General features: G+C 39.6%; 19 protein-coding genes. 13 read left to right on the top strand and 6 right to left on the bottom strand.

All coding sequences use genetic code 11. The annotated features are described in order from the left end of the window. Positions 1 to 564: 564 nt before the first annotated feature. From ACFSRY_RS14975 to ACFSRY_RS14965, 3 genes are all read right to left on the bottom strand, one after another. Complete coding sequence (locus ACFSRY_RS14975; protein ID WP_377509369.1) at positions 565 to 2,166, bottom strand: hypothetical protein; 1,602 nt, start codon at positions 2,164 to 2,166, stop codon at positions 565 to 567. Between the two features lie 34 nt (positions 2,167 to 2,200). Further along, on the bottom strand, positions 2,201 to 3,553 hold the full coding sequence (locus ACFSRY_RS14970) for an exopolysaccharide biosynthesis polyprenyl glycosylphosphotransferase (protein ID WP_377509366.1): 1,353 nt from the start codon (positions 3,551 to 3,553) through the stop codon (positions 2,201 to 2,203). 932 nt (positions 3,554 to 4,485) lie between these two features. Next, positions 4,486 to 6,180 (bottom strand): heparin lyase I family protein, encoded by a 1,695-nt coding sequence (locus ACFSRY_RS14965; protein WP_377509363.1) that lies wholly within the window; start codon positions 6,178 to 6,180, stop codon positions 4,486 to 4,488. Positions 6,181 to 7,022: 842 nt separating this feature from the next. On the opposite strand from ACFSRY_RS14965, the gene ACFSRY_RS14960 reads away from it, so the two are divergent. From ACFSRY_RS14960 to ACFSRY_RS14920, 9 genes are all read left to right on the top strand, one after another. Further along, a complete protein-coding gene (locus tag ACFSRY_RS14960) occupies positions 7,023 to 7,874 on the top strand; it encodes an ABC transporter permease (protein ID WP_377509360.1) in 852 nt (283 codons plus the stop codon). A gap of 10 nt (positions 7,875 to 7,884) precedes the next feature. Further along, the gene (locus tag ACFSRY_RS14955; protein WP_377509357.1) at positions 7,885 to 9,165 is read left to right on the top strand and encodes an ABC transporter ATP-binding protein; all 1,281 of its coding nucleotides are present in this window, start codon (positions 7,885 to 7,887) and stop codon (positions 9,163 to 9,165) included. Between the two features lie 19 nt (positions 9,166 to 9,184). After that, positions 9,185 to 10,468: a glycosyltransferase family 2 protein gene (locus ACFSRY_RS14950; protein WP_377509349.1), complete on the top strand. Its 1,284-nt coding sequence runs from the start codon at positions 9,185 to 9,187 to the stop codon at positions 10,466 to 10,468. 1 nt (position 10,469) lies between these two features. After that, on the top strand, positions 10,470 to 12,101 hold the full coding sequence (locus tag ACFSRY_RS14945; protein ID WP_377509345.1) for a glycosyltransferase: 1,632 nt from the start codon (positions 10,470 to 10,472) through the stop codon (positions 12,099 to 12,101). Continuing rightward, positions 12,098 to 13,120: a polysaccharide deacetylase family protein gene (locus tag ACFSRY_RS14940; protein WP_377509342.1), complete on the top strand. Its 1,023-nt coding sequence runs from the start codon at positions 12,098 to 12,100 to the stop codon at positions 13,118 to 13,120. The genes ACFSRY_RS14945 and ACFSRY_RS14940 overlap by 4 nt, the downstream gene beginning before the upstream one ends. A gap of 3 nt (positions 13,121 to 13,123) precedes the next feature. Next, complete coding sequence (locus tag ACFSRY_RS14935) at positions 13,124 to 14,077, top strand: glycosyltransferase family 2 protein (protein ID WP_377509339.1); 954 nt, start codon at positions 13,124 to 13,126, stop codon at positions 14,075 to 14,077. Beyond that, positions 14,074 to 15,087 carry a glycosyltransferase family 2 protein gene (locus tag ACFSRY_RS14930; RefSeq protein ID WP_377509336.1) on the top strand — a complete coding sequence of 338 codons (1,014 nt, stop codon included), beginning with the start codon at positions 14,074 to 14,076 and terminating at the stop codon, positions 15,085 to 15,087. The genes ACFSRY_RS14935 and ACFSRY_RS14930 overlap by 4 nt, the downstream gene beginning before the upstream one ends. A 136-nt stretch (positions 15,088 to 15,223) precedes the next feature. Then, positions 15,224 to 16,201 (top strand): glycosyltransferase family 2 protein, encoded by a 978-nt coding sequence (locus ACFSRY_RS14925; RefSeq protein ID WP_377509332.1) that lies wholly within the window; start codon positions 15,224 to 15,226, stop codon positions 16,199 to 16,201. After that, complete coding sequence (locus tag ACFSRY_RS14920) at positions 16,201 to 17,283, top strand: glycosyltransferase (RefSeq protein WP_377509329.1); 1,083 nt, start codon at positions 16,201 to 16,203, stop codon at positions 17,281 to 17,283. The genes ACFSRY_RS14925 and ACFSRY_RS14920 overlap by 1 nt, the downstream gene beginning before the upstream one ends. A gap of 68 nt (positions 17,284 to 17,351) precedes the next feature. Here ACFSRY_RS14920 and ACFSRY_RS14915 read toward each other — a convergent pair whose 3' ends face one another. Further along, complete coding sequence (locus ACFSRY_RS14915; RefSeq protein ID WP_377509326.1) at positions 17,352 to 18,482, bottom strand: DmpA family aminopeptidase; 1,131 nt, start codon at positions 18,480 to 18,482, stop codon at positions 17,352 to 17,354. Positions 18,483 to 18,653: 171 nt separating this feature from the next. Here ACFSRY_RS14915 and ACFSRY_RS14910 point away from each other — a divergent pair, with 171 nt between their 5' ends. Together ACFSRY_RS14910 and ACFSRY_RS14905 are read left to right on the top strand one after the other, a co-directional pair. Continuing rightward, positions 18,654 to 18,986 carry a hypothetical protein gene (locus ACFSRY_RS14910; protein WP_377509323.1) on the top strand — a complete coding sequence of 111 codons (333 nt, stop codon included), beginning with the start codon at positions 18,654 to 18,656 and terminating at the stop codon, positions 18,984 to 18,986. Positions 18,987 to 19,052: 66 nt separating this feature from the next. Further along, entirely contained in the window at positions 19,053 to 19,526 is a 474-nt protein-coding gene (locus tag ACFSRY_RS14905; RefSeq protein ID WP_377509320.1) for a hypothetical protein, read from the top strand. Here the strand turns inward: ACFSRY_RS14905 and ACFSRY_RS14900 are convergent. Further along, positions 19,512 to 20,423, bottom strand: a complete 912-nt coding sequence (locus tag ACFSRY_RS14900; RefSeq protein WP_377509317.1) for a sulfotransferase domain-containing protein — start codon at positions 20,421 to 20,423, stop codon at positions 19,512 to 19,514. The genes ACFSRY_RS14905 and ACFSRY_RS14900 overlap by 15 nt on opposite strands. A 119-nt stretch (positions 20,424 to 20,542) precedes the next feature. On the opposite strand from ACFSRY_RS14900, the gene cysC reads away from it, so the two are divergent. After that, entirely contained in the window at positions 20,543 to 21,193 is a 651-nt protein-coding gene (gene cysC / locus ACFSRY_RS14895; RefSeq protein ID WP_377509314.1) for an adenylyl-sulfate kinase, read from the top strand. Positions 21,194 to 21,258: 65 nt separating this feature from the next. Here the strand turns inward: cysC and ACFSRY_RS14890 are convergent, their stop codons facing one another. Further along, positions 21,259 to 22,014, bottom strand: coding sequence for a hypothetical protein (locus ACFSRY_RS14890; RefSeq protein ID WP_377509311.1), 756 nt, complete (start codon positions 22,012 to 22,014; stop codon positions 21,259 to 21,261). A 339-nt stretch (positions 22,015 to 22,353) separates the two neighbouring features. Between ACFSRY_RS14890 and ACFSRY_RS14885 the strand changes: the two genes are divergently transcribed. Further along, on the top strand, positions 22,354 to 22,927 hold a 574-nt coding region (locus ACFSRY_RS14885; protein ID WP_377509308.1), incomplete at its 3' end, for a hypothetical protein.

Raw genomic sequence — 22,927 nt, 5'->3', positions numbered from 1 at the left:
ATAGATCATGATAGACAGAAGTAAAAAAAGATCGTAGTTCTTCTTCTGATAAAGCGAAAGTCACAACCAAAGAATCTTTGGTTGTGACTTTCGCTTTGTTTTATAAAAGACTCTTACAAATACCCTTTAGTGTTATAGCAGATTATACCTACAACTGAGAAAGAAGAAACCATTGTAATCTCTAGCTGAACATCTGAAGGGGGAACTAACTGCTTTCGCTAATCCTTGACCAATTATGAAGACTAGCCAGTTTAAAAAACTCAGCAAAATCAAACACTACCTTATATTTAGTGGTTCTACAGTTCAGCTACAGTTAGTGGTCTGCCTGATTTTATGTACTTCTAATTCTTGGCAGGTTTTCGTTTTATTTTGTATTTACTGAGCTCTCTCATGGCGATACAGAAAAGAAATAGCCGTGGATTTATGTATAGCTCACATGAGTTATCCATAAGTCTACAGCATCAATAATAATAATAGTATTGTAAGATTAAATCAATATCCGTAAATGTAGCGCACCTTTTGGACCTTTACACCAAATTGGAGTGAGTTATTTGTTTAAGCTGTTTACCTTATTAAATTGGAATAGATAGTACCTGACCTCTGCATGGGTGTAGTAACATTTATGACAGCTTCTAGGCCAAGCCTATTTTGTAATTGTGCCAGATAAAGGCTTCTTGGTAAAACTTGTTTACCTAGTAGTTCAATATATCCATTACCAATAACTTGTGCGGCTTGTCCTCCGACTATCCAATTAATACTACCTGGCGGGTTCTCAACTGTCATGCCCATGCTGGACGTACTGACACAGTTCCAGAACATAGTCTGAGCTCCTGCCCACCCATGTCTCGTCTTACTACCCCTTCTGCTTCTGTTTCGTACACGGAGGTTTTGTCCTTGTACATTATCAAATAGGGTGCCTGTAGCCCATCGTTGGTGGGGCCCGATATCAGACTTAGCACTATCAGCATAACAATCTAAGAATACGTTAGGTCCAGAAACTCTTGCGCCTGTTACAAAGTCATGACGACCTCCACGGGTATAGCATCGTTGAAACAAATTAAAACTGCCTAAACCCATATTAAAGGAATATTTTCTTTTACCTTCTGTCTTGGCCATAGGGTCAAGCATTGCACAATCCTCAATAGTGTTGAAAGCAGAATTTTTATCTACTGTTACAGCTGAGAAACCAAAATAAAGAACTGTTACATTTCTCACCCAACAGTTCTCAGCCATCTGCAGCTTAATTCCATTCCACCCATGCTCCTCGTCTTCATCATGCATATAAGACGAAACCAATCTGATATTTTCGATTCCAGATTGTTTCGTTGCTCTGTTACTTATAAACTTATAAATTGTACCTCCGCCATCCTTTGCCTTTATAGGATCTACTATAGGTATGTTTATCGTAACTTGATTACCCTTGATACCACTAATTATCCTCTCATGCAGAACCTGATATGCTTCAGGTGTCCACCCATACTGACTCATGCCAAGCCTTATTATCCAGTCCTCATTAGGGGTCTTTTGAATCACAATAGTGTCACCGACTTCATATTTTAAAGCTGTTTCAACAGTAAAGCTATTGCTCCCGGTTGCTACATAATCAGAAGTTATACGCGTAGCTGTATCCTCAATTTTCTTAGATTTGTTCGAGGCATTTCCCAAATAAATAAAGGTATGTTTAGACTCTTGGGTTGCTATCAAAACTGTTCCCTTTTCATCATGTCCTTCACCAGCTAAGATTACACCATTTGTTTTGATTCTTAAACTGCCATTTATATGATAGTTACCAGCCTTTAAAAGAATCTTTCCTCTGAACCCGCTGTTATCAATGGACATAGAACTGACTCTGTCAATAGCATCCTGTATCTGCTTTTTGTTATCTCCAGGTTTAGGTTCCAAAACTAATTTAACAGGTACATTAGGTATTCGAACACCTCCTCCCATATATCCTGCATAAGAAAAGTCGGGAATTCGATTAATTTTATCAGATTCCCCTTCATTTGCATAGAAGCCATACATTAACCGGCCTGTATCCGATTGCTTTATAAGGTATGATTGATGTAAAGAGGATATATGATGCGCTAGTAATCCTTCTCTGTGGTAATATTTATTAATGAAGAATAGAGAAATGACAATAATAAAGCTTGCAAGTACTTTCACCATTAGTAAAATTTTGTTTTAAGGTATAGTACCCAAACTAAAAGGCAGATTTATGCACTTTAGTATCAAAAATCGTTAGGAAAATAATCTTTAAATCAAGTAATAAGGACCAATTTTCCATATACCATATGTCATGAAGAGTGCGCTGCGTCTTCTGCTCTTCGGTTTCTGTAGGCCCTCTCCATCCGTTTACCTGTGCCCAACCTGTTATACCAGGTTTAAAATAATGTCTGATCATATACTTATCTACACTCTCCTGCAATTGTTGATTAAGAAATCTTCTATGAGGCCTTGGACCAACAACGCTCATCTGGCCTAAAAGCACATTTAAGAATTGAGGAAGTTCATCTAAACTATATTTTCTCATTATTCTTCCTATTCTGGTTATTCTTTTATCGTCTTTCGTAGTAGAAAGCAGCCCTCCTGTTGGAATATCATTTTCTCTCATACTTCTAAATTTATATACTTTAAAAGGCTTACCAGCTTTACCTATCCTCACAGGGCAGTAAAAAACAGGACCGGAAGAATCCAGCTTTATCAAAACAGCTAGAATGATAAATATAGGCATCAATAGTAGCAATGCCACTATTGAAAAAACTCTATCAAAACAGTTCTTGATGATTGATGAATAGCTTTCATCCAATGGTAACTGACGAACATTAACAGCCTCAATATGTCCATAGCGGACAGTTTTATAATGCTTACCGAACAGACTTTCATAATCTGGTACATATTTAACTCTAACACCATAATGATCTGCAGCCAACATAATGTTTCGTATCTTTTTTGATGCCTTCAAAGGCAAAGCAATCACAATTTCATCGATAGCGTTATCTTTCAGATAATCATCAATACTTTTAATATCACCGATTATTTTTTCCTCCCCTACCAGGCACTCTTCATTATGACATTTAATAAATCCCTTGATAGTATTGCCTTTGAATTCTTTCTCAACACTCACTGCTAGATTACCAATGCCAGCAACCAATGTTTTTTTGCCTACCTCTTTATCGCTTATGTGCTGTTCAATAATACTAGCTGCAGCGAAGTAGAGAAAAAACCCAAGTATGGGAAGAGCTAGAACAAAGACTACAATTGAACTGCTATTTTGTAAAATTTCTGGAAAAAAATATGCAAATACAGATGTAACGCAAACTATTATTATATAAGTAACAATAAATTTATCAAGCTTTAAATAAATTATTTTTGGAATTTTAGTCTTATAACTTATGAGTATAAATAGAGATATAGAAATAAGATATATATCTATATAATCATATGATAACTCCTTATTGTTTAATAAATAAATAAAAATAAAAGCAACAAGTAAAATTGTAAATGAATCCACCCCAACAAGCTTAACCGGATTTTTTGGTCTTGAATTTATCATAATATAGTTAAATATTATTTACTTAAAACACATAAAAGAAGCACATTAGCTGAAAGAATTTTATGACAGGCTGTACCCCTATCGGATACTACATTGCCTTTTTAGCTAACTTTAGATACTGATTACCAAGAGCTGTCTTAATAACTCTTAATAATGTAACAAGGGTGGGTTTTCTTTAGTGGGCTTAGTAGCAATAGCTCTATATAAAGCTGTCTGCAAATAAGTAGAATAAGCAAACTAGATATAACTACCGAAGTTATCTAACTTTGTCTTTTGGTTTGCTTTATTTCTTGAGTGGCTAAAACGAGTTTACTTAATTAGCAGCTGTTAACAGGATTTAAACAACTACTGCTCGTGCGGCTCTTTTGGTTTGTTAGGGTGTAAAATTTTTCCATAATCGTAGTGACTTATATTATTTCTATTATCTAAATACTTCAAAAACCATATAAAGAAAGACGTAACTTACTTCCCAGGGTCTTCTAAAATATTTTATAATTATACTTACTATATTTCCACGATTTTGGATGCCAAATAATTGAATTTATTAGGCAACAGTCACTTTAAGGATGTGAAAGAAAAAAATGGCTTGTTATATATATAGTTATTTAATATTTACTTAACACTGTTGGCAAGTAAATGCTCCTACAATTAAAACGTGAGTGGCGGATTGTTTACTTACTACTGTGTTAAATGTTTAAGTAATCCTAAAATCAATCTGAATAGAAGTTACTTTAGAATTAACGTAATATTCAAATTGTTATATATTAAGATTTGCTTTATTAAGGTAAACGAATTAGTAAAGCAATTTCCCTTGAAAACAAGAAAGCGGTGCAGGAATATCCTGCACCGCTTTCTTGTTTTCAAGGACTAAACCAAATCATATAGTTTAAGTGCTGGTTCTAGTCATACTTGCTTCCTCTTCTTTAAAGAAGTTATTGCTTTATGATTTCTACTGCTGATAGTATGGCATTGTTTTTTACTGAATATAAATCAAGATCGAGTTTACCATCTGTTATAGAAACATTAGTAAAGGTTTTAACCAAAGCTCTGCCAAAGCCTGCTTCAGCATAGACGTCGAAATTGCTAAGCACTTGATTTGTCTCCAGGTTTATATTAGAAACCCTTTCACCTGACCTCTTGAAGTATGGCTCCATGAAGTGTAGTTTTATAGTATAAACTCCTGACGCACTAACTGGAATGTTATAATTTATAGTAGCGCCATTAGAAGCATAACGGTAGCTAAGGTAAAGCGGATCGTTAGTTGTGCCAGCCACATCAAAAGACTTTGAACTAGTCTCTCCTGTATTGAAATTTGCATCAGCAGACCAAGTGCGTGAATTACCATCTACAAATTTTAGTCCGCCTACGTTTGTAAGTATACCTGCGCTTTGGCTAGTAGTTGAGGTCTGGCTACTAATAGATGATGTAGTCTGGTTAACAACAGTAAACGATACATTCAAAGCTGCTGATGCCGAACCATTAACGGAAGGTGTTGCTTTTAACGTGTAGCTACCAATTGAAGGAGTCCAATTATAGTAATTCCCACGCATATCATCACCTGCCATAGCAAATGGCTTTCTGTTCTCAGTTACAGTTTTACTTTGCGCACCAGAAAGAGAGAACGTCACACTAGACACGTCAGAACCTGTGTTAGCGCGGATATTTAAATTCTTAGTTGGTAGGCTTGCTAAATTAAGCGTTGCACCCTGCTTTAATTCCATAATATCTTGATCAGTATCTGCGTTCACCAGTGTTAAGCTAGTCACTTTACTAGTAGTAGTAGTAGTAGTAGTAGATGTAGATGTAGAACCTTTTCTAGGAGTCATCTCAGCTAAGGTAGCCCTCTCATTACCCATTCTAATCTCATCGAAATACAGAACTCTTTTACTTACATCAGTTGTGTTGCTTTCATTCCAAGGAGATTTGTAAATACCCAACTTCCATCTTGGAGACTCATAAGTAGAATCATAGCTGTTACCACCTTTGTGTGTAAAAACTTTTACTCCATTGTGCCAGATTTCAATCACGCCATCAGAGCCATGTGAATGGTTTATATGCATAACAAACGTGTGCCACACATCTTTAGCTATAGGGTTAAGCAGATACTCCTTTTGAGGTGTTCCTGGGTCTGTCCTGAAGTCTAGTAAAAGTTTATCGTACACAGTACGTAAAGAAATCGACGGATTTTTACCGCCACCTTGGTGCCACTGAGAAATCACATCTCCTTTAGAGTCTTTTTCATAGCCATTGCTAGGGAAATAAACAGAAAATGCATACCATCTGTTTTGATTGCTTTGAGCAGGAAACACCACTTCAGTTCTTGTTCCGTTACTAACCATTGGGTCCGTGTCACGCAACTCGAAACGACCAGACTTGCTTCCATTATATACAGGACTATTAGCTGTAGAGAATGCATAGCTGGTTCCAAACTGCTCCCTCAGACCCGAGAATAGAGTACTACCTTCAAAAGTTTCTTCAAATAAAATATTTGCAGATGTTGTCAGGTTTGAGGTTTCAGAAGTTGATAGCTGATTAGGGGTTAGTTCCTCAAGCTCTTTTTTTTCACAAGAAATTGCTACTGCTCCTATCAAAAGGGGCATAACTAGGTTACGAAATTTAAAATTCATTACTTTGGCTAAAAGTGAAATTTGTTTAAGGCTAATTTTATTATTGCTTTAGATATTTATTAATTCATATTTAAAGCATTGATTTAGATTTTGGATTTAACGATTTATTAAAATAACATTATAACTACTTACTTCCCACTTAAAAACATCTCTAACACATTTCATAATAATCTAACATTCAATACTATTAAACAACACACTTACTCATTACAGGCTGCAACCGATTTTGTACATTTCATTTATAAGTGTTTGACAAATATAAAGAAGCAGATTTTACAATTAAAAACCCTTTACAAATTATCTCTTAAAATACTTCAAAAAGAACCACAACCTCATTCTTTCTTACAATTTTCCACAGAGTGTGGAACCTATTTTATTATATATATAAAATAAAAAGTACAACACCATAATTGGTATTTTTTACTAAATATGTCGTTATCAAATTTTTAATCAGTTTGTAAGAATGAGCAAGTATGCTAGCCTTTAGATAAACTTATATAAGTGATGAAGGAATATAATCGGGAGCTTTGATAAGATAGGATTATTTTAACACAGGGTATAAATGCAATTAAAAAAGCTAATTGCATTCTTATAACATAACCTCTACTATAACGATAGGAATTTTAAATGGCCCCTCATTCTATATGTTTGATTATTAAAATTTTAGATTCAAAAACAAATTGTAAAGAAGTATTAGATTCTTGATTTGATAAGCTTCATCTAAAATTTTATCAGGGAGGCATTTGTAAGCACTAAATGGAGTATCTGCTTTTATCTCTTTTCACTAAACATTTATTTCACAACCTAAGTAATAATGCTTACTTGCAATTAAATATTAATTTATGACAAACAAAGCAAGATGGGAATGGGAAATAAATAACAAAACAAACTTTTGGGGCAATGGGCTTAAGGAACTGTGGTTGTACCGTTATTTATTGGCAGGCTTAGTAAGACGACATTTTCTGCTAAATTATCAACAGACTGTTCTAGGTCCTTTTTGGGTGCTTTTACAGCCAGTTATAACCCTTATAATTTACGTTGTGGTGTTTAATAAACTTGTAGGAATATCAACAGAAACAATTCCTCCAGTTGCCTTTTATGCATCTGGTATTGTTTTATGGAATTTCTTTAGTGAAAGCTTTACTGGTACTGCCACCACCTTCCGAGATAATGCACAAATATTTAGTAAAGTATATTTTCCAAGAATTATAATGCCTCTCTCTGTAATAAGCACATATTTTATGCGCTTCTCCTTACAGTTATTACTGTTTCTGCTTATCCTAACCTACTATCATTTCTTCACTACTTTTGAATTCAGAATAACTTTCTGGATACTTGCTTTACCGATCTCAGTTCTGTTTACAGGCGCTATTGGTTTAGGAATGGGATTGTTTTTTTCTGTTATCACGGCTAAATACAGAGATTTTATTAATATGATAGCTGTCGGCGTCCGACTGCTAATGTTCATCACCCCTGTTATATATCCAATGATAGCCATTCCTGAAAAAGCTCGATGGATAATTCAACTAAACCCCCTGACCCCTTTATTTGAGTTATTTCGTTTATCCTTATTAAACCAAGGATATGTAACTCCCTTACAGGTAGCGTACAGTGTTACATTCTCAGTTCTTATTCTTTTAGGCTCCGTATTATTATTTAATAAAAAAGGAGATAAACTTATTGATATAATATAAAGCCTCAGGTATGTCAGAAGTTGTTATCGAAATAGAGAACCTGTATAAAAAGTACCACCTGGGCAGCATCGGCACAGGCACATTCCGGCGTGACCTGCAAAGGTGGTGGAGTACAACTGTTCTAAAAAAGGAAGACCCTTACTTTCAGATACAGGAGGAAAATTCAGCATATGATGATAAGGATATTATACTGGCCCTGCATAATGTCAGCTTTGAGGTAAAACAGGGGGAGGTTATCGGCATAATAGGCAGCAATGGTTCTGGCAAATCTACTCTTTTGAAGATTATCTCCCGGATCACAAAACCTACACAAGGAACTGTAAGAGGAAAAGGCAAGGTTAGCAGCCTGCTGGAAGTGGGAACAGGCTTTCACCAGGAACTGACGGGCCGGGAAAACATCTTCCTCAGCGGGTACATACTTGGAATGACCAAATGGGAAATCAGAGAAAAATTTGATGAAATAGTAGCCTTCTCCGGCGTGGAAGATTTTATTGACACTCCTGTTAAACGCTATTCCTCCGGTATGTATGTGAGGTTAGCTTTTGCCGTGGCAGCTCACCTGGAGCCAGACATTCTTATAGTAGATGAGGTGCTTGCCGTAGGAGATGCTGACTTTCAGAAAAAGTGCCTGGGGAAAATGCGAGAGGTCTCTGAGAAAAATGGCAGAACTATACTCTTTGTGAGCCACAGCATGCAGGCCATCAAAAACTTATGTGACAAGGCTCTCTGGCTTAAAAAAGGGAGAATGCAAGCATTCGGGCCAGTTTCCGAAGTAGTCACGAATTATCTTTCCAATGTACAGCAGGCAAAGCTCAGGCAGCAGTGGCAAACACCGGAAGAGGCTCCCGGGAATGAATGGGTTCGAATGAAATCAGTTGAGCTTATACCCCACCTGGAAAGTCCTGAGGCACCTTTGGATATAAGAGTTCCTCTTACGGTTAGATTTCAGTTCTGGAACATGAAAAAGGTTATGTATTTAAGTGCGGGACTTCACCTTTTTACCTCAGCCGGAGAATGCATTTTTGATGTGCCATCCCCCTCTACTTATTTCGATAAAGGTATCATAGAAGGAGAATGCCACATCCCGGGTGACTTCCTGAATGATGGAGCTTATTATTTATCAATGGTGATTGTGAGAGACACGTCTGTACCCCTATTCAATTTTGAGGAATGCCTCACATTTGAACTGGAGGACTACCGGGAGAACATTGATTGGTATGGCAAATGGTGGGGAGCAGTCAGACCAAAACTGCCCTTCCATCTGAAGCAGGCAGAAATGGTATTTCAGTAATCGTTGAACCTTCACCCTTATGCAGAATTTCCCGCTTTACCATATTGCCCATATCGACCTGAGCAGAACCCTGAAGCTTCCGGCTCTTGATACAGACCACCAGGGAAACTACATAGTTTTCTGGTGGCAAAATGTTGCCTTGGGCCATCTGTTTCTTGAAACAGGTGAAAACCTGTCCCCTGCTGATTATCTTGAGAGGGTAATAAAAAGCATTGAACCTACTATTTGCTTTTATGCTAAAGAAACAGGTTCTCCAGAGAGTAAATGGCAGCTGTGGTTGAGAAACCAGCAGTTTGAGACCTGGTCCGACTGGATAGAAAGATCCTTCTCAGGTTTGACCTCCGCAGCCATTCCTCCCACAGTTCCGGTATCAGTTATTGTTTGCACCCACAACAGACCCCGGCAATTACAGCAGTGCTTAGAGAACCTTAAACTGCTTTCAACTCTTCCGGAGGAAATAATTGTAGTAGACAATGCCCCTTCTGATGAGGCAAGCCTGAAAGTGGTCCGGCAGTATCAGGACCTCCTTCAGATTGTTTATGTAAAAGAATCACGGAAAGGGTTAGATATAGCTAGAAACACAGGTATCAAAAACGCCTCTACCCCTGTTGTAGCTTTCGTAGATGACGATGTAGCAACTCACCCTTTGTGGCTTTACCAGGTTTGGGAAAGTTTCAAAGATCCTCTTGTAGCAGCTATGACAGGCCTTGTGATTGCCTCAGAACTGAAAACTGAGGCCCAGTGTATTTTTGAAAAGCATTGGAGCTTTAACAGGGGATATACTGACAAGTTATATGACCAGGGCTTCTTTAATGATACACTGCGCAAAGGCCCTCCGGTCTGGAGAATAGGCGCAGGTGCCAACATGGCATTCCGAAGAGAAGTGTTTGAGCAAACGGGCTGTTTTCATGAGCTTTTGGACGCCGGAGCAGCTGGTTGCAGTGGCGATTCAGAAATGTGGTACCGCCTACTGATGCATGGATATAAGATTCATTATAACCCAAGAGCCATTGTTTTTCATGAGCACAGAAAAGAGACAGAAGCCCTGAAGAGGCAAATATTCTACTATATGCGGGGGCATACTGCAGCTGCTCTTATACAGCAGCACTACTACCAGAAAGCTGACTACAGTCGTTACCTGGCAAAGCTGTTTCTAAAAACCTACACCCGCTCCATTATTAAAGGCTTTCCTGGTTACAGCTTTAAGTACAGCACACTTTGGGCACAAATTAGCGGCGCTTTGGCGGGACTTGCTTACTACTATAAGAACAGGAAGAAATCTACTGGTGAATTAGTAAAATAGGATGAGCATTAATAACCATATAGGTAGCAATCCGCTGGTCTCGGTAATTATTCCGTGCTTTAACCATGGTATGTATTTACATAAAGCTATCGAAAGCGTTTTGAGGCAAACTTACCCCTCCACAGAAATCATCGTTGTGGACGACGGTTCTATGGATAACACAAAGGCCGTAGCTAACCAATATCCAGGAGTTAAATATATCTACCAGCAAAACCAGGGTCTTTCAGCAGCCCGGAACACCGGAGCAAAGCATAGCTCAGGAGACTTTCTTGTATTTCTGGATGCTGATGACTGGCTTTACCCAAGGGGGATCGAAATCAATGTCAGTTACCTAGTGAAGAACCAGGACGCAGCCTTTGTATCGGGTTTATATGATGCTGTATATGTTGAAGAAAATGCTATCCGGGAGGGAAAGCATGAAGTAAATTCCGACCACTACAAACGCCTGTTACAATGCAACTACATTGGTATGATTGCCGCTGTCATATTCCGGCAATGGGTTTTCAAAGAGTTCTCTTACGACACCTCGCTTCGCAACTGCGAGGACTATGATCTGTACCTTAGAGTTGCCCGCAAGTATCCTGTCTTCCATCACCAGAATAAGATTGCCGCCTATAGGTTGCACTCCTCAAATATGTCAGCCAACATTCCTTCTATGCTAAAGGGAGCACTCAGAGTGCTGAAGCGCCAGAAGGATCAGCTAAGATCAAAAGAAGAAAAGCAAGCTTACGAAGCGGGAGAGGTAATCTGGAAGAAGTACTACAGCAGAGAACTGTATGAAACGCTTCGCCAGAAAAGAAAAGCAGCATCTGGCGAGGAACTACAGATGCTAATGAGATACAGGCCCAAATATTTTCTCCGATATACCATGAAGAACAAGAAAGCTATAATAAAATCCGGCATTAAAGACCTCACCCCTGCCTTCGGATTAAAACTATTGAATAAGGTCGGGTTGCAGAACCATTATGTCCCACCTGTTGGCAAGGTAGATCTTGGGGATTTTAACCAGGTAAAGCCCTTTAGCAAAGAGTTTGGGTATGACAGAGGTGGACCCGTTGATCGTTACTATATCGAAAACTTTCTGAGGGAGGAATCTGGAAGTATAACAGGCAGAGTTCTGGAAATAGGTGATAACTCTTATACGATGCAGTTCGGCAACGGAAGAGTTACCCATAGTGACATACTGCATGTAGACGAAAGTAACCCTTCAGCTACCTTTGTCGGGGATATCAGCAATGCTCCTCACCTGCCTGACAATGCTTTCGATTGTATCATACTAACTCAGACATTGCACCTGATCTACGATTTTAAGGGAGCCCTTCACACTTGCCACCGAATCTTAAAATCAGGGGGTAATCTTTTACTTACTGTACCCGGCATCACACCGATAGATCATGGGGAATGGAAAGAAACATGGTACTGGTCCTTTACTGATAAGGCTATGCAAAAATTAGTGGCAGAGACTTTTCCTGATGGCACTTCAGAAATCAACACGCATGGCAACGTGTTCGCTGCAACGGCTTTTCTTTATGGAATGGGATTAGCAGAGGTGTCAAAAGAAAAGCTGGATTATAACGATCCTCACTACCAGGTAATAGTTTCTGTTAAGGCACAAAAAGCAGTTACACCTTGAAAAACCTGCTGCGTCATATCTTCAGAAACGGTAAGGAACCAAAAGCTTTGGTACTGATGTACCACCGTGTTGTTGAAACAGACACAGACATCTGGGACATAGCAGTGAGTCCATCAAACTTTGAGCAGCAGTTACAGATACTTCAGGAATCAGACAATGTTATCTCACTTGCCGAATTAGCCAAAAAAGTAGTGCAAAGGAATATAAACAAGAACTATATCGCCATAACTTTTGATGATGGCTATAGCGACAACTATATTTCTGCTAAACCGCTTCTTGAAAAGTATGATATGCCTGCTACCTTCTTTATTACATCATCCAATGTCGACAAAGACGACGCCTTTTGGTGGGATGAACTGGAGCTCCTTATTTTACACAGCAAGCACCTCCCCTCCTCTTTCTTTATGGCTATTGGTGAAGACTCGATAGAGTTTGACCTACTGGAAGATGCGCAATTAACGGATGAGCAATCCAAGGTTAACGCTGCCTGGAAAGCCTGTGACGAAGCACCTCCCTCCAGGCGTTGTGCACTTTTCCTCCGGCTGTGGCAGTGCCTGAAACCACTTCCTCAAGAAGAACAACAACAGCACCTTGTAAAGATCAGAAACTGGGCAGGCGCTGTAGATCCCACTCCTGAAGCGTTGAAGAGTATAACAGCTGAACAATTAAAAATCATGAGCAACCACAAGCTATTTGATATTGGTGCGCATACTCTTTCGCATCCTGCACTAGCTTCGCACAGCCTTGGCTATCAGAAACAGGAAATACTGGGCAGTAAAAGTGATTTACATGCTATAACAGGCAGAGAGATTTCTCTGCTGGCCTATCCCTATGGAAACTATAACGCAGAAACATTGAAAGCAGCAGCTGAAACTAATTTTGAAGCCGCTTTCACCACAGAAGAAAAGCTGGTAACCAATAAGTCGAACAGATATGCCCTTGCACGCTACCAGGTTAAGAATTGGACTGGTTCAGAGTTTAATGGATATTTACAACAGTGGCTTTCAAAATCAAAGTAAAACGTGAAAAGCTCTGCTGCACATAAGGTTTCGATCATCACTTGCTTTCTAAATATAGAGCCCTATTTAGAAGAAACGATCAATAGTGTATTACAGCAGGATTACGAGCAGTGGGAGTTGCTTTTAATTGATGACGGGTCTACTGACGGAAGTACTGAGATAGCAAAAACTTTCGCATCACACTACGCTGAAAAAATAGTTTACCTGGAGCATCCGGGGCATATCAACCGAGGCTCTAGCGCCAGCCGAAATCTTGGACTGGAAAAAGCAACCGGAAGTTTCATTGCTTTTATAGATGCCGATGATGTGTGGCTTCCTTCTTATCTTTCTATCCAGGTGAAGCTAATCCATCAATATCCGGCAGCTATGGTATGCCAGGCAACGGAATATTGGTACAGCTGGGAAAATCCGCAGAAAAAGAACATCGTAATTCCAGTTGGTGCAAAGCAGGACCACCTGCATTTACCACCGCAGCTGAGTTTGAGCCTGTATCCATTGGGCCAGGGAGCCGCCCCCTGTATTTGTGGTATGCTAATTAAAAAGGAGGTGATTGACAGGCTTGGTGGGTTTGATGAATCGTTTATGGGTATGTATGATGAACAGGTGCTACTAAGCAGGCTGTACCTTCAGGAGCCGGTTTTTTTGTCCTCTCTCTGCCTTAACCGTTATCGCCAACGTCCGGGCTCTTTGGTACACTCTTCGCAGGAATCAGATTATCACCAGGTAAGGAAACGGTTTTTAGAATGGTTTGAGGAGTATTTGTATAGCCACAATGATTCAAGCCCTGCAGTAGTGCGCCAGCTGGAAAAGGCACTCCTACCTTATCGAAAGCCGTTCTTATATTTTGTTAAAAGCCTTTCTGCTCAAAATACAGGACATAAGATCAGGAAAGGGATGAAAAAGCTCAGAAAAAAGGTCAAGAAGTATAGCACAGATATTAGCAGGAGGTTCTCATGACTCAACTTACAGTTTTGATGCCGGTATTCAACGCTGAAAAGCATCTGAAAGAAGCAATGGACAGTATTTTGAGTCAGACTTTTGAAGCCTTTGAATTCCTTATCATAGATGATGGTTCCACAGATCACAGTGCAGCCATTGTTCAATCTTATAAGGACCCCCGCATTCGCTTTTACCAGAACAAGGTTAACCTAGGATTGACACCAACCCTGAACAAGGGTATCAAGCTGGCAACTACGGAGCTTATTGCCCGGATGGATGCAGATGATATCAGTTACCCTAATCGCTTATTTAAACAAGTTGAGTACCTGCAGGCAAACCCTGACTGTGCTTTTGTATCCTCCCTGGCTAGAGTTGTTACCGAAGATGGTCAGTTTGTTCGGGTTGATAGATTCAAGAGCGAACACTTCTATTATAATCTAACCTTCTTTAGCTGGATTTACCACCCAACAGTTGTGTATCGAAAAAAAGCTGTAGAGGAAGTAAACATGTACACAGTAGATTATTCAGAGGATTATGAGCTTTTCTGGCAGCTTTCCCGCAGGCACAAATTCTACAACCTTCCGGAGGTACTACTGACATACAGAGAATCTGCAGAAAGCCTGCACATGGTAACAAAAAAAGCGGAGTACGATCGCGCACATTATGAGCAGCTACTACGAAATCTCCGCTACTATGCTGGAGATAATTATGATTTGCCCCATAGTTACCTAGAGTGTTTCCGTCATAATTTTGAGCCTCTGCTAGCACAAAGGAAACTAGGAAACATCATCTCCTGTGTAAAAGAACTTGACTATATAACAGGCTGCATACTTTCTAAAAAAGAAAATATCAATTATGATGCTGCAGCAATAAAAAAGGCAGCAAAGTATAAGAGAGACTACATCATTTCCCACTTTACCAGACACCTTTCTATTTTTCAAAAAGCTTTTCTTATTCTTCAACTTATTCCTTCTAAAGAGATATTGAAGTCTTTAAGAGCATATTTATATGTATCTATAAAAAACTAAATTGATAACATATAGCAATGTAAGTAATACATTTTTTTACAGTAAAACCCTTTTATATTATTAAATATTTCCACTAATAATTTAGATATTTTTAGTTTTAGAACGTAAAAGGAAGGTAATACTGATTCATTATACAATGCTTCCTACTCCTTCCTCTCCTCCAGTTATACACAAAGTGACTCCAGGATATCAGAGACCTCTTTGGTCTGTTATGATTCCAGTTTATAACTGCGGCCCCTTTCTGAAAGAGACACTAGAGAGTGTACTAGTACAAGCACCTGATACAGAAAATATGGAAATAGAGGTCGTAGATGATGCAAGTATGGATATAGATGTGCAAGCATTAGTCAATGAAATTGGGAAAGGCAGAATTAAGTATTTCAGACAGGAACAAAATGTTGGTAGTCTTCGAAATTTTGCAACATGTATTAACCGATCCAGAGGAATATATATTCATCTCCTACACGGAGATGATAAAGTAAAGGAAGGATATTATAAAAAGATAGAACAACTTTTTGAAAAATACCCTGATGCGGGCGCAGCTTTCACGAGGTTTAGGTGTATCAATGAGGTGGGTAGTAAAATATACGAGAAAACACCAGAGATGTACCGAGAGGGTATTCTTCCAAACTGGTTACTCAAGATCGGAGAACATCAAAGAATACAATATGCTGCGATAACTGTAAAAAGAGAGGTATATGAAAAGTTAGGAGCTTTTTATGGCATAACATATGCCGAAGACTGGGAAATGTGGGTTCGTATTGCCAGCAATTATTCTTTTGCATACACTCCTGAGATTCTTGCAGAATACAGAAAACATCAAGAATCAATTACTGGTAGTAAAATCATAAATGGCGAAAATATCAGTGACTTGCTTAAAGCAATGATGTTAATTCAAAAGCACCTACCACAAGACCAGAAAAAAAAAATATTGAAAAGATCGAGAAAATATTATGCTGCTTATGCTTTAAAAACGGCCAAATCTTTATGGGATAGACTGCATGACAAAGACATAGTGCATACACAGGTCAAACAAGCTTTACATTTGTATCAAAGCCCTAAGTTGTACCTAATGGTTCTAAAATTATATTTATTACTAAAATTAGAAAGGTAATGAGAGTAGGCATCACTGTAGTTATTTGTACATATAACGGGGCGAGGCTTCTGCCTGAAACTTTACGCTATTTAGCTAATCAGAGGGTAAGACAAGGAATCGACTGGGAAATTATAGTCATCAACAATGCTTCCACTGATAATACATCAGAGATAGCCGTAACTGAGTGGGAAAAGTATCAGAATAACATTCAGCTGTCTCTATATAACCAACCTAGGCAAGGACTAACTTTTGCAAGGGAGTTAGGTTTCGAAAAATCAAATTTTGAATTCGTATTGTTTTGCGATGACGACAACTTACTATACCCCGACTATCTGAATTTATCATATGACCTAATGGTGATGCGTCCATCTATTGGTGTATTAGGCGGATATGGTGAATTGTTGTTTGAAGTTACTCCTCCAAGTTGGGCTAAGAATTACAGACTTTTTGCAAACGGACCACAAGCCGAAACATCAGGTAAAGTACCTAATAACAAAGTATATGGGGCTGGATTTATTATCAGAAAATCAGCTTACGATTTATTGATTAAAGCTGGTTTCAAACCTTTACTAACTGATCGAAAGGCTGAATACCTTAGTTCTGGGGGAGATTATGAGATTTGCTATGCGATTGCCTTAGCTGGTTATGACATCTGGTATGAAGAGAATTTAAAATTTAAGCACTTTATGCCTAAGGAAAGAATTAACACCAAATATTATAAAAAATTTGTCAAGCAAAGTCCTAAAAGTTTTGAAGTACTAATACCTTATAGAATAAGAGCTAATAACGGGTTTGATAGTATTATCCTTTTCTACCTAAAGCTAATAAAGATTTTTTTTACTTACTTTTTCATGCTTTTCCCGTTATTAAGGGAACATACAAGGTCTCATCCTGGAACAGCAAGAGCTAAGCTAAATTCTTTAAGGCTTGCGTCTTTAAAGTATAAACTCCTTAGTTTTAGAAATTTTTTTACCATGAGAGACAACTTTTTAAAAATAAAAGAATTTGAACAAGTAAAGTTGCAAGCATATAAGAAGAAAAATACAGTTGTTATAGAAAAGGAATCACAAGCATTAAATTATAAAGCTTATCAGATTTAATGCTTTTAATATGATTAACTAAGTAACTGCTGTTGAGTGTTTTCTAAAACAGACATATAAAGGAATATCTAATTTTTTCTTCTAAATTTTAGCAGCTTCAACGTTTTATCAATTGGCAGGGCTTCTACAACGCGCTGCTCCTTCCCTTCCATTGTCTCTGCTTTAAAAAGAGAGTTGATGATAGCCTCTTCCGTTGCCTCTATCACTGCCATAAAAAGAGGCGACATTTCATCATTTCGGAGCAAGGTAACTGTTTCCGTTCTTTCTGAAGAGGTATAAGGGACCCTCAGATCAGGGTTAGAAGAAAAAGCTATAACATAATCGCCACTACCGTTGGAGGCAATGCCTCCTGTTTTTGCAAGTCCCAGCATTGCACGCTTTGCCATCCGCTCCAGGTTAAGAGCATCAACCGGGGCATCGGTAGCCACTACAATCATACAAGAGCCATCTGCTTTATCCTTTAGCTGCTTACTCAGGTAAAACTGACCAAGCTCCTCTCCTACCGCAGCCCCATCTACTTGTAACACGCCGCCAAAATTTGTCTGGACCAGCACTCCTACCGTGTATCCTCCAAGGTCGTCAGGTAGTTGACGGGAAGAGGTGCCAATACCGCCTTTAAACCCAAAACAGACCGTGCCCGTGCCTGCTCCTACGTTACCTTCTTCCACGGCACCGTCTTTAGCCTGCTGTATCGCATTAAAAACGTGCTCTTCTCTCACATGCCTTCCCCTAATATCATTCAGGTAACCATCATTTGTCTCCCCTACCACCGCATTTATCGACTGTACTCCTTCGTTGCCAGGCTGTTGTAAAGTGTAACCAATAACAGCATTCATGGCAGTACCTACACTCAAGGTATTCGTAAGAACAACAGGTGATTCAAGAGTTCCTAACTCCTGCACCTGCGTGATACCGGCCAGTTTGCCAAAACCATTCCCAACATAAATAGCTGCAGGTACCTTTTGCTGAAAGATGTTACCCTCGTGTGGGAGAATGGCAGTCACACCTGTTCGTATGTTTTCACCTTCTATCAGTGTAGTATGCCCCACCTTTACTCCCTTCACATCTGTAATAGCGTTGTTCTTGCCCGTTGGGAGAACACCAATACGTATACCGTACGCTCTTACCCTTTGTCGCTCCTGGCTCATAGCCTGCGTTGTTAAAAAGATTAAAAATACAATGATGAAAGTAACACGCATGAGGTACAATTATTTTGCCTGTTTTGAACAAACAACAGGCGGAAGTTTATTTACCAATTTATCAACATATCAGCAATTTACCTATTTATGACACTTATCTTTTTGTAATCTGTACACTAATTAGTCATCTACTTTATGCAGGTTTATTAGCAACAACTCAAAAAACGACGAATGGAATTAGAGGGTAAATGGACAAAAGATGAAGAAGGCTATATGGATTTTGACAGGCCGGAACTACAGCGCTACTATGAAGCAGTAACGGGCAAATACCACCAGGTATACAACCGCTACCTTGAGGATTTTGACGACGAAGAAGAGGCTTACTATAAAGCAAAAAGTGATGGGTATGAAATGGTAACTGACTACAAGTTTATCAAAGACAAAGAAGAGTTCGCCACCACTTATATAACTCCGGCACATGTTGTAGAGGTATGGTACCAGACAGATGTACTTACTCAAAAGAGAGTGTATGACAAAGGGTTCATAAGGATCTACAGCAGATAACCCGGAGTCGTTTTGCCTCGTTCAACTTTCCTGACCACATAAATAATATTAAAACAGGTAAAACACATGAATCCCGGTAACGAAACAGACAAATTGATTAGGGAACAACTGGTAGAATTGTTAAAAGGAGGGTTTGCCCCCAATGTTATCCTGCTGCGGGAGTTTGATTATAAAAAGGCGGGCATCATACTGGATGGCCTTCACTTTTCTGCCTGGATCTTGTTGGGGCACATCCGGGGCCGACAGCTAACCCTGCTCAAATTCATGAAAGACCCGGAGAATAACCTTAATGTGTGGCCCGATGCTCCATGGCCTGAAAACCATATACCTGAAAACGAGCAGGAATGGAATGATGCTGTTACTAAGTTTGAAGATGAACTTGAAGAAATGATACAACTTGTAAAAGACCCCTCTACAGATTTATTTAGTATCAGGAGCAATGGCAAAACAATATCCTGGGCAGCAATGACCTCTCTCCACCACACAGGTTACCATATTGGTCAGCTCAAGACAATCGGCCGTCAGCTAGGCGTCTGGTAGTTGATCCTGATACAAAAGATGCTGAGATGCAATAATTTCCTGCTTCAACTCCTCAAAATCCTGGTGACTTGGTATACGCGAAAATGTCATTTCCTGGTCCTTATGGTCCGGGTAGCCCAGAAACCGAATCAGCGGACCAGCAACTACTTCTGCCTTCTCTGTTTGCTCCTCCGTCAGGTGCTCCATCCAGTAACCTGACTGTCCCTTTTTCAGGTGCTTTGGGTTCTTACTTTTTAACTTAGCAAAACTCATTGCCTCCTGTAGGTCCTGTCTTTCATTTGCATCTAAATCAATTTCCAGGTAGTCCAGCAGCAACGATAGCTCTTTCTGAAAATCGGAAAGCAATCCTTCATAAAAGCAGATGTGTATGTTGTACTGCTGACTCAGCCTCAAATGGTCAAAAACATGCCATACCCACTCCTGCATGAGTTCTTCAAAGTTCCTTTGCAGGAATCGTTGAGGATCTTTCTCTTCCTGTGGATAGTACTTCAGCATATAATCAGAGGTGTAGTATTTAGATGCCGAAACAGCTCTGTCCCTGGGGTCTCTTACGATATATACTTTCTTATCAAACAGCTCCAGCAGCTCACCACTTTTTTTGCAGATAGGTGAATGTGTCCATACATGGTTTGTTTGCTCAATATACTTTCTTAAATCTACAATTGGCATTCGGTAAATACTGCTTATACGATAGCTATACTGGAGATCCGTTACATCTACAACATCAATGCTTGCCTGACTAGGGTAGTTTAAATCCCAATCCTTAGCCAGGTCAAATATTGGTTGCTTTTGTATAAAGCTTGTCGTGTCATGGCCTGTTCTTGACAGGATCTGCTGTATGATCTGGTATAACCAGAAGTTACCACACTTTGGGGCTCCACCCTGCAGGATTTTCATAGTTTGTTTTCTTAAGTGATTTTAAAAATCCACTATACGAGTACACCTGTACTTCAGGCTTAAAAAATTGTCATTTTAAGACGGGCAAACGTAGCATAGAAAATAAACGTTAAAACTGCATGCAACCAACAAAGAATCTTTTCCCTTTTAGGTCCAGGATCAGTTACGACCAAAGAATGAACATGATGGAACAGAAGCCACTTATGGTTTGGTTTACCGGCCTGTCAGGATCAGGGAAAAGCACACTCGCTTTACGCCTTGAGCACTATCTGTTTTATGAAGGCTATAAAGTGTTTTTACTAGATGGAGACAACATCCGCAACGGACTGAACAATGATTTATCTTTTTCCGAAGAAGACCGGAAAGAAAACGTGAGGCGTGTAGGTGAAGTGGCAAAGCTGATGCTGGATTCCGGACTGATCGTACTGTGCGCCTTTATCTCTCCCTACAAGGAAGAAAGAGACCTTGTAAAGAAAATTGTTGGAGAAGAAAGGTATAAAGAGGCCTTCATTAACTGTTCTCTTGAAGTCTGCGAAGACCGCGACACCAAGGGGCTTTATGCAAAGGCCAGACAAGGGGAGGTACAAAATTTCTCTGGAATTAGCGCTCCTTACGAGGTTCCTATTAACCCTGACATAGAGATAAACACAGACCAGGAGTCAGTTGAGGAATCTCTTTGCAGGCTGGTTAATTTCCTGGAGCCGATCCTGGAGAAAAAAGGAAAAGGAGATGCTCTTTCAGAACAGGCCACTCGCACTACTAAAGCATAATGAGTTAAAATTCTTTTACAGAAAATAAGCCTGTCTTCAACAGACAGGCTTATTTTTATTTAGTTCTAACAGTTCGCATCTTTGTTAATATACCCTCCGCGATCTGAGCCAGCTGCATACCGGTCATACCTGCTTCTGTTTAGGTCCTCATCATAACGTTCAGAAGAACGGCCATAGGAGCCACTACTGTGTGTGTTGCTTCTTCCGGCACCATAGTCTTTGCCAATATTGTGCATGCTGTAATCAGGAACTCCTCTGTCAGAATATCCTGAAGTACTTCCTGGTCGTCTGTTATAAATATTTCGCTCCCTGTCCTCGTCACGGTTGTTGTAACCTGTAGATCCATACCCTGTGTTACCATAGCCTCCAATGCCCCTGTCATAACCATAGTTAGAATGATTTGAAGTACCGTAACCGGAGCCCCTGTCATAATAGCCACCTTGCCCGCGGCTCGGACCAGCGCCGTAATTGAAGTTCATAAAATCACTGTAATCATTGTTCCTGTCGGAGCCGCTTGATTCTCTGCTTCCGGGACTATTATAGTCACCTCTCCTTTTTCCATACCTATTTTCAGACTGGCTGACTCTATCAGTGATTTCCTGTCTGCTGTACCCCTTGTAGTAGGAGTGCCCGTAAGAAGAGCCGCCTCCGAAGGTGCTGCCACCTTCACCATAGCGTGTTCCCCCACTATAATCGCCATAGGCACGTGTCCCATAAGGAGATCGGCTTTCACTCCGGTAGTTATTTTCTATGTCACCATACCGATCCAGGTCTCCATAGTGTTTTATGTTCGGATTGTAATGATCTTTGTCTCTGTTCATAGCTTGCGTGTTAAAATGTTACTTCTTTAACGGAGCTACTTATGGCATGTTCCAAGTAATAATAATCTCTTATTTCTACTTAATAAATCCATTAAAACAGACAGAAGGTCAGGAAGTGGTAGTACAATGCTGGCAGCGGCACCCTCCTCCCCTCCTTCATTTTTCATAAACATCTAAAGCATATGCAGTAAAATTTAGTATAGCCGCTGATTTTTTTAGTACCTAATTTACCTGCATAGGGCTTTTTTAAATTTTTTTTCAAAAAAGCTGTTTCTTCATTTTATCTTCATCTTGACAATATAGTTTTGGATCATAAACTTTTAATAAACCTTAAGAGCAATGAAAAAACTAACATTCTTAGCCGCCGCCTTTTTTACAGTAGCAACGGCTTTCGCCCAGAACAACTCAACTGATATAAACGCTAAAGCTAAAACATCAACAGAAGTAAAAGCAGAGCGTAAGGACAAAGCTTCCCGATCTTCATCAGCTTCATCTGAAGCAGAGGCAAAGGGGAAAGCGGAAGTAAAAGGAGAGAAAACAAAAAAGACTCCTGAGACTACACCTGAAAGAGAAGAGAAAGCTCCTAAAGAGAACCATGGTCAGGCAGTAGCCGAAGTTGCCCAGCAAACAGAAGCTACAGCAACTATCAAAGGTAAAGAAGCCGAAAATCATGGCCAGGCAGTGGCAGCAATAGCCAGAGAAAAAGCAACAGAGGTGGCAGCCAAAGGTTCTGAGACTACTGAAGCTGGTACTCAGACGGCCCTTAACGTAAAGCAGCAGTCTGAAGCCACTGCTAAAGCACAAGGCAAAGCCAGTGTTAAGGTGGCTCAGCAGGCAGAAGCTTCAGCAGAAGACCAGGCAAGAAAAGCAGAGACTCATGGCGCAGCTGTAGCAGAAGTGGCTCAAAATACGC

The sequence above is a fragment of the Pontibacter locisalis genome (assembly GCF_042684605.1).
GTDB lineage: Bacteria > Bacteroidota > Bacteroidia > Cytophagales > Hymenobacteraceae > Pontibacter > Pontibacter locisalis.
The sequence above is the reverse complement of the archived record's forward strand: the minus strand, read 5'-3'. Positions and strand labels throughout refer to the sequence as shown.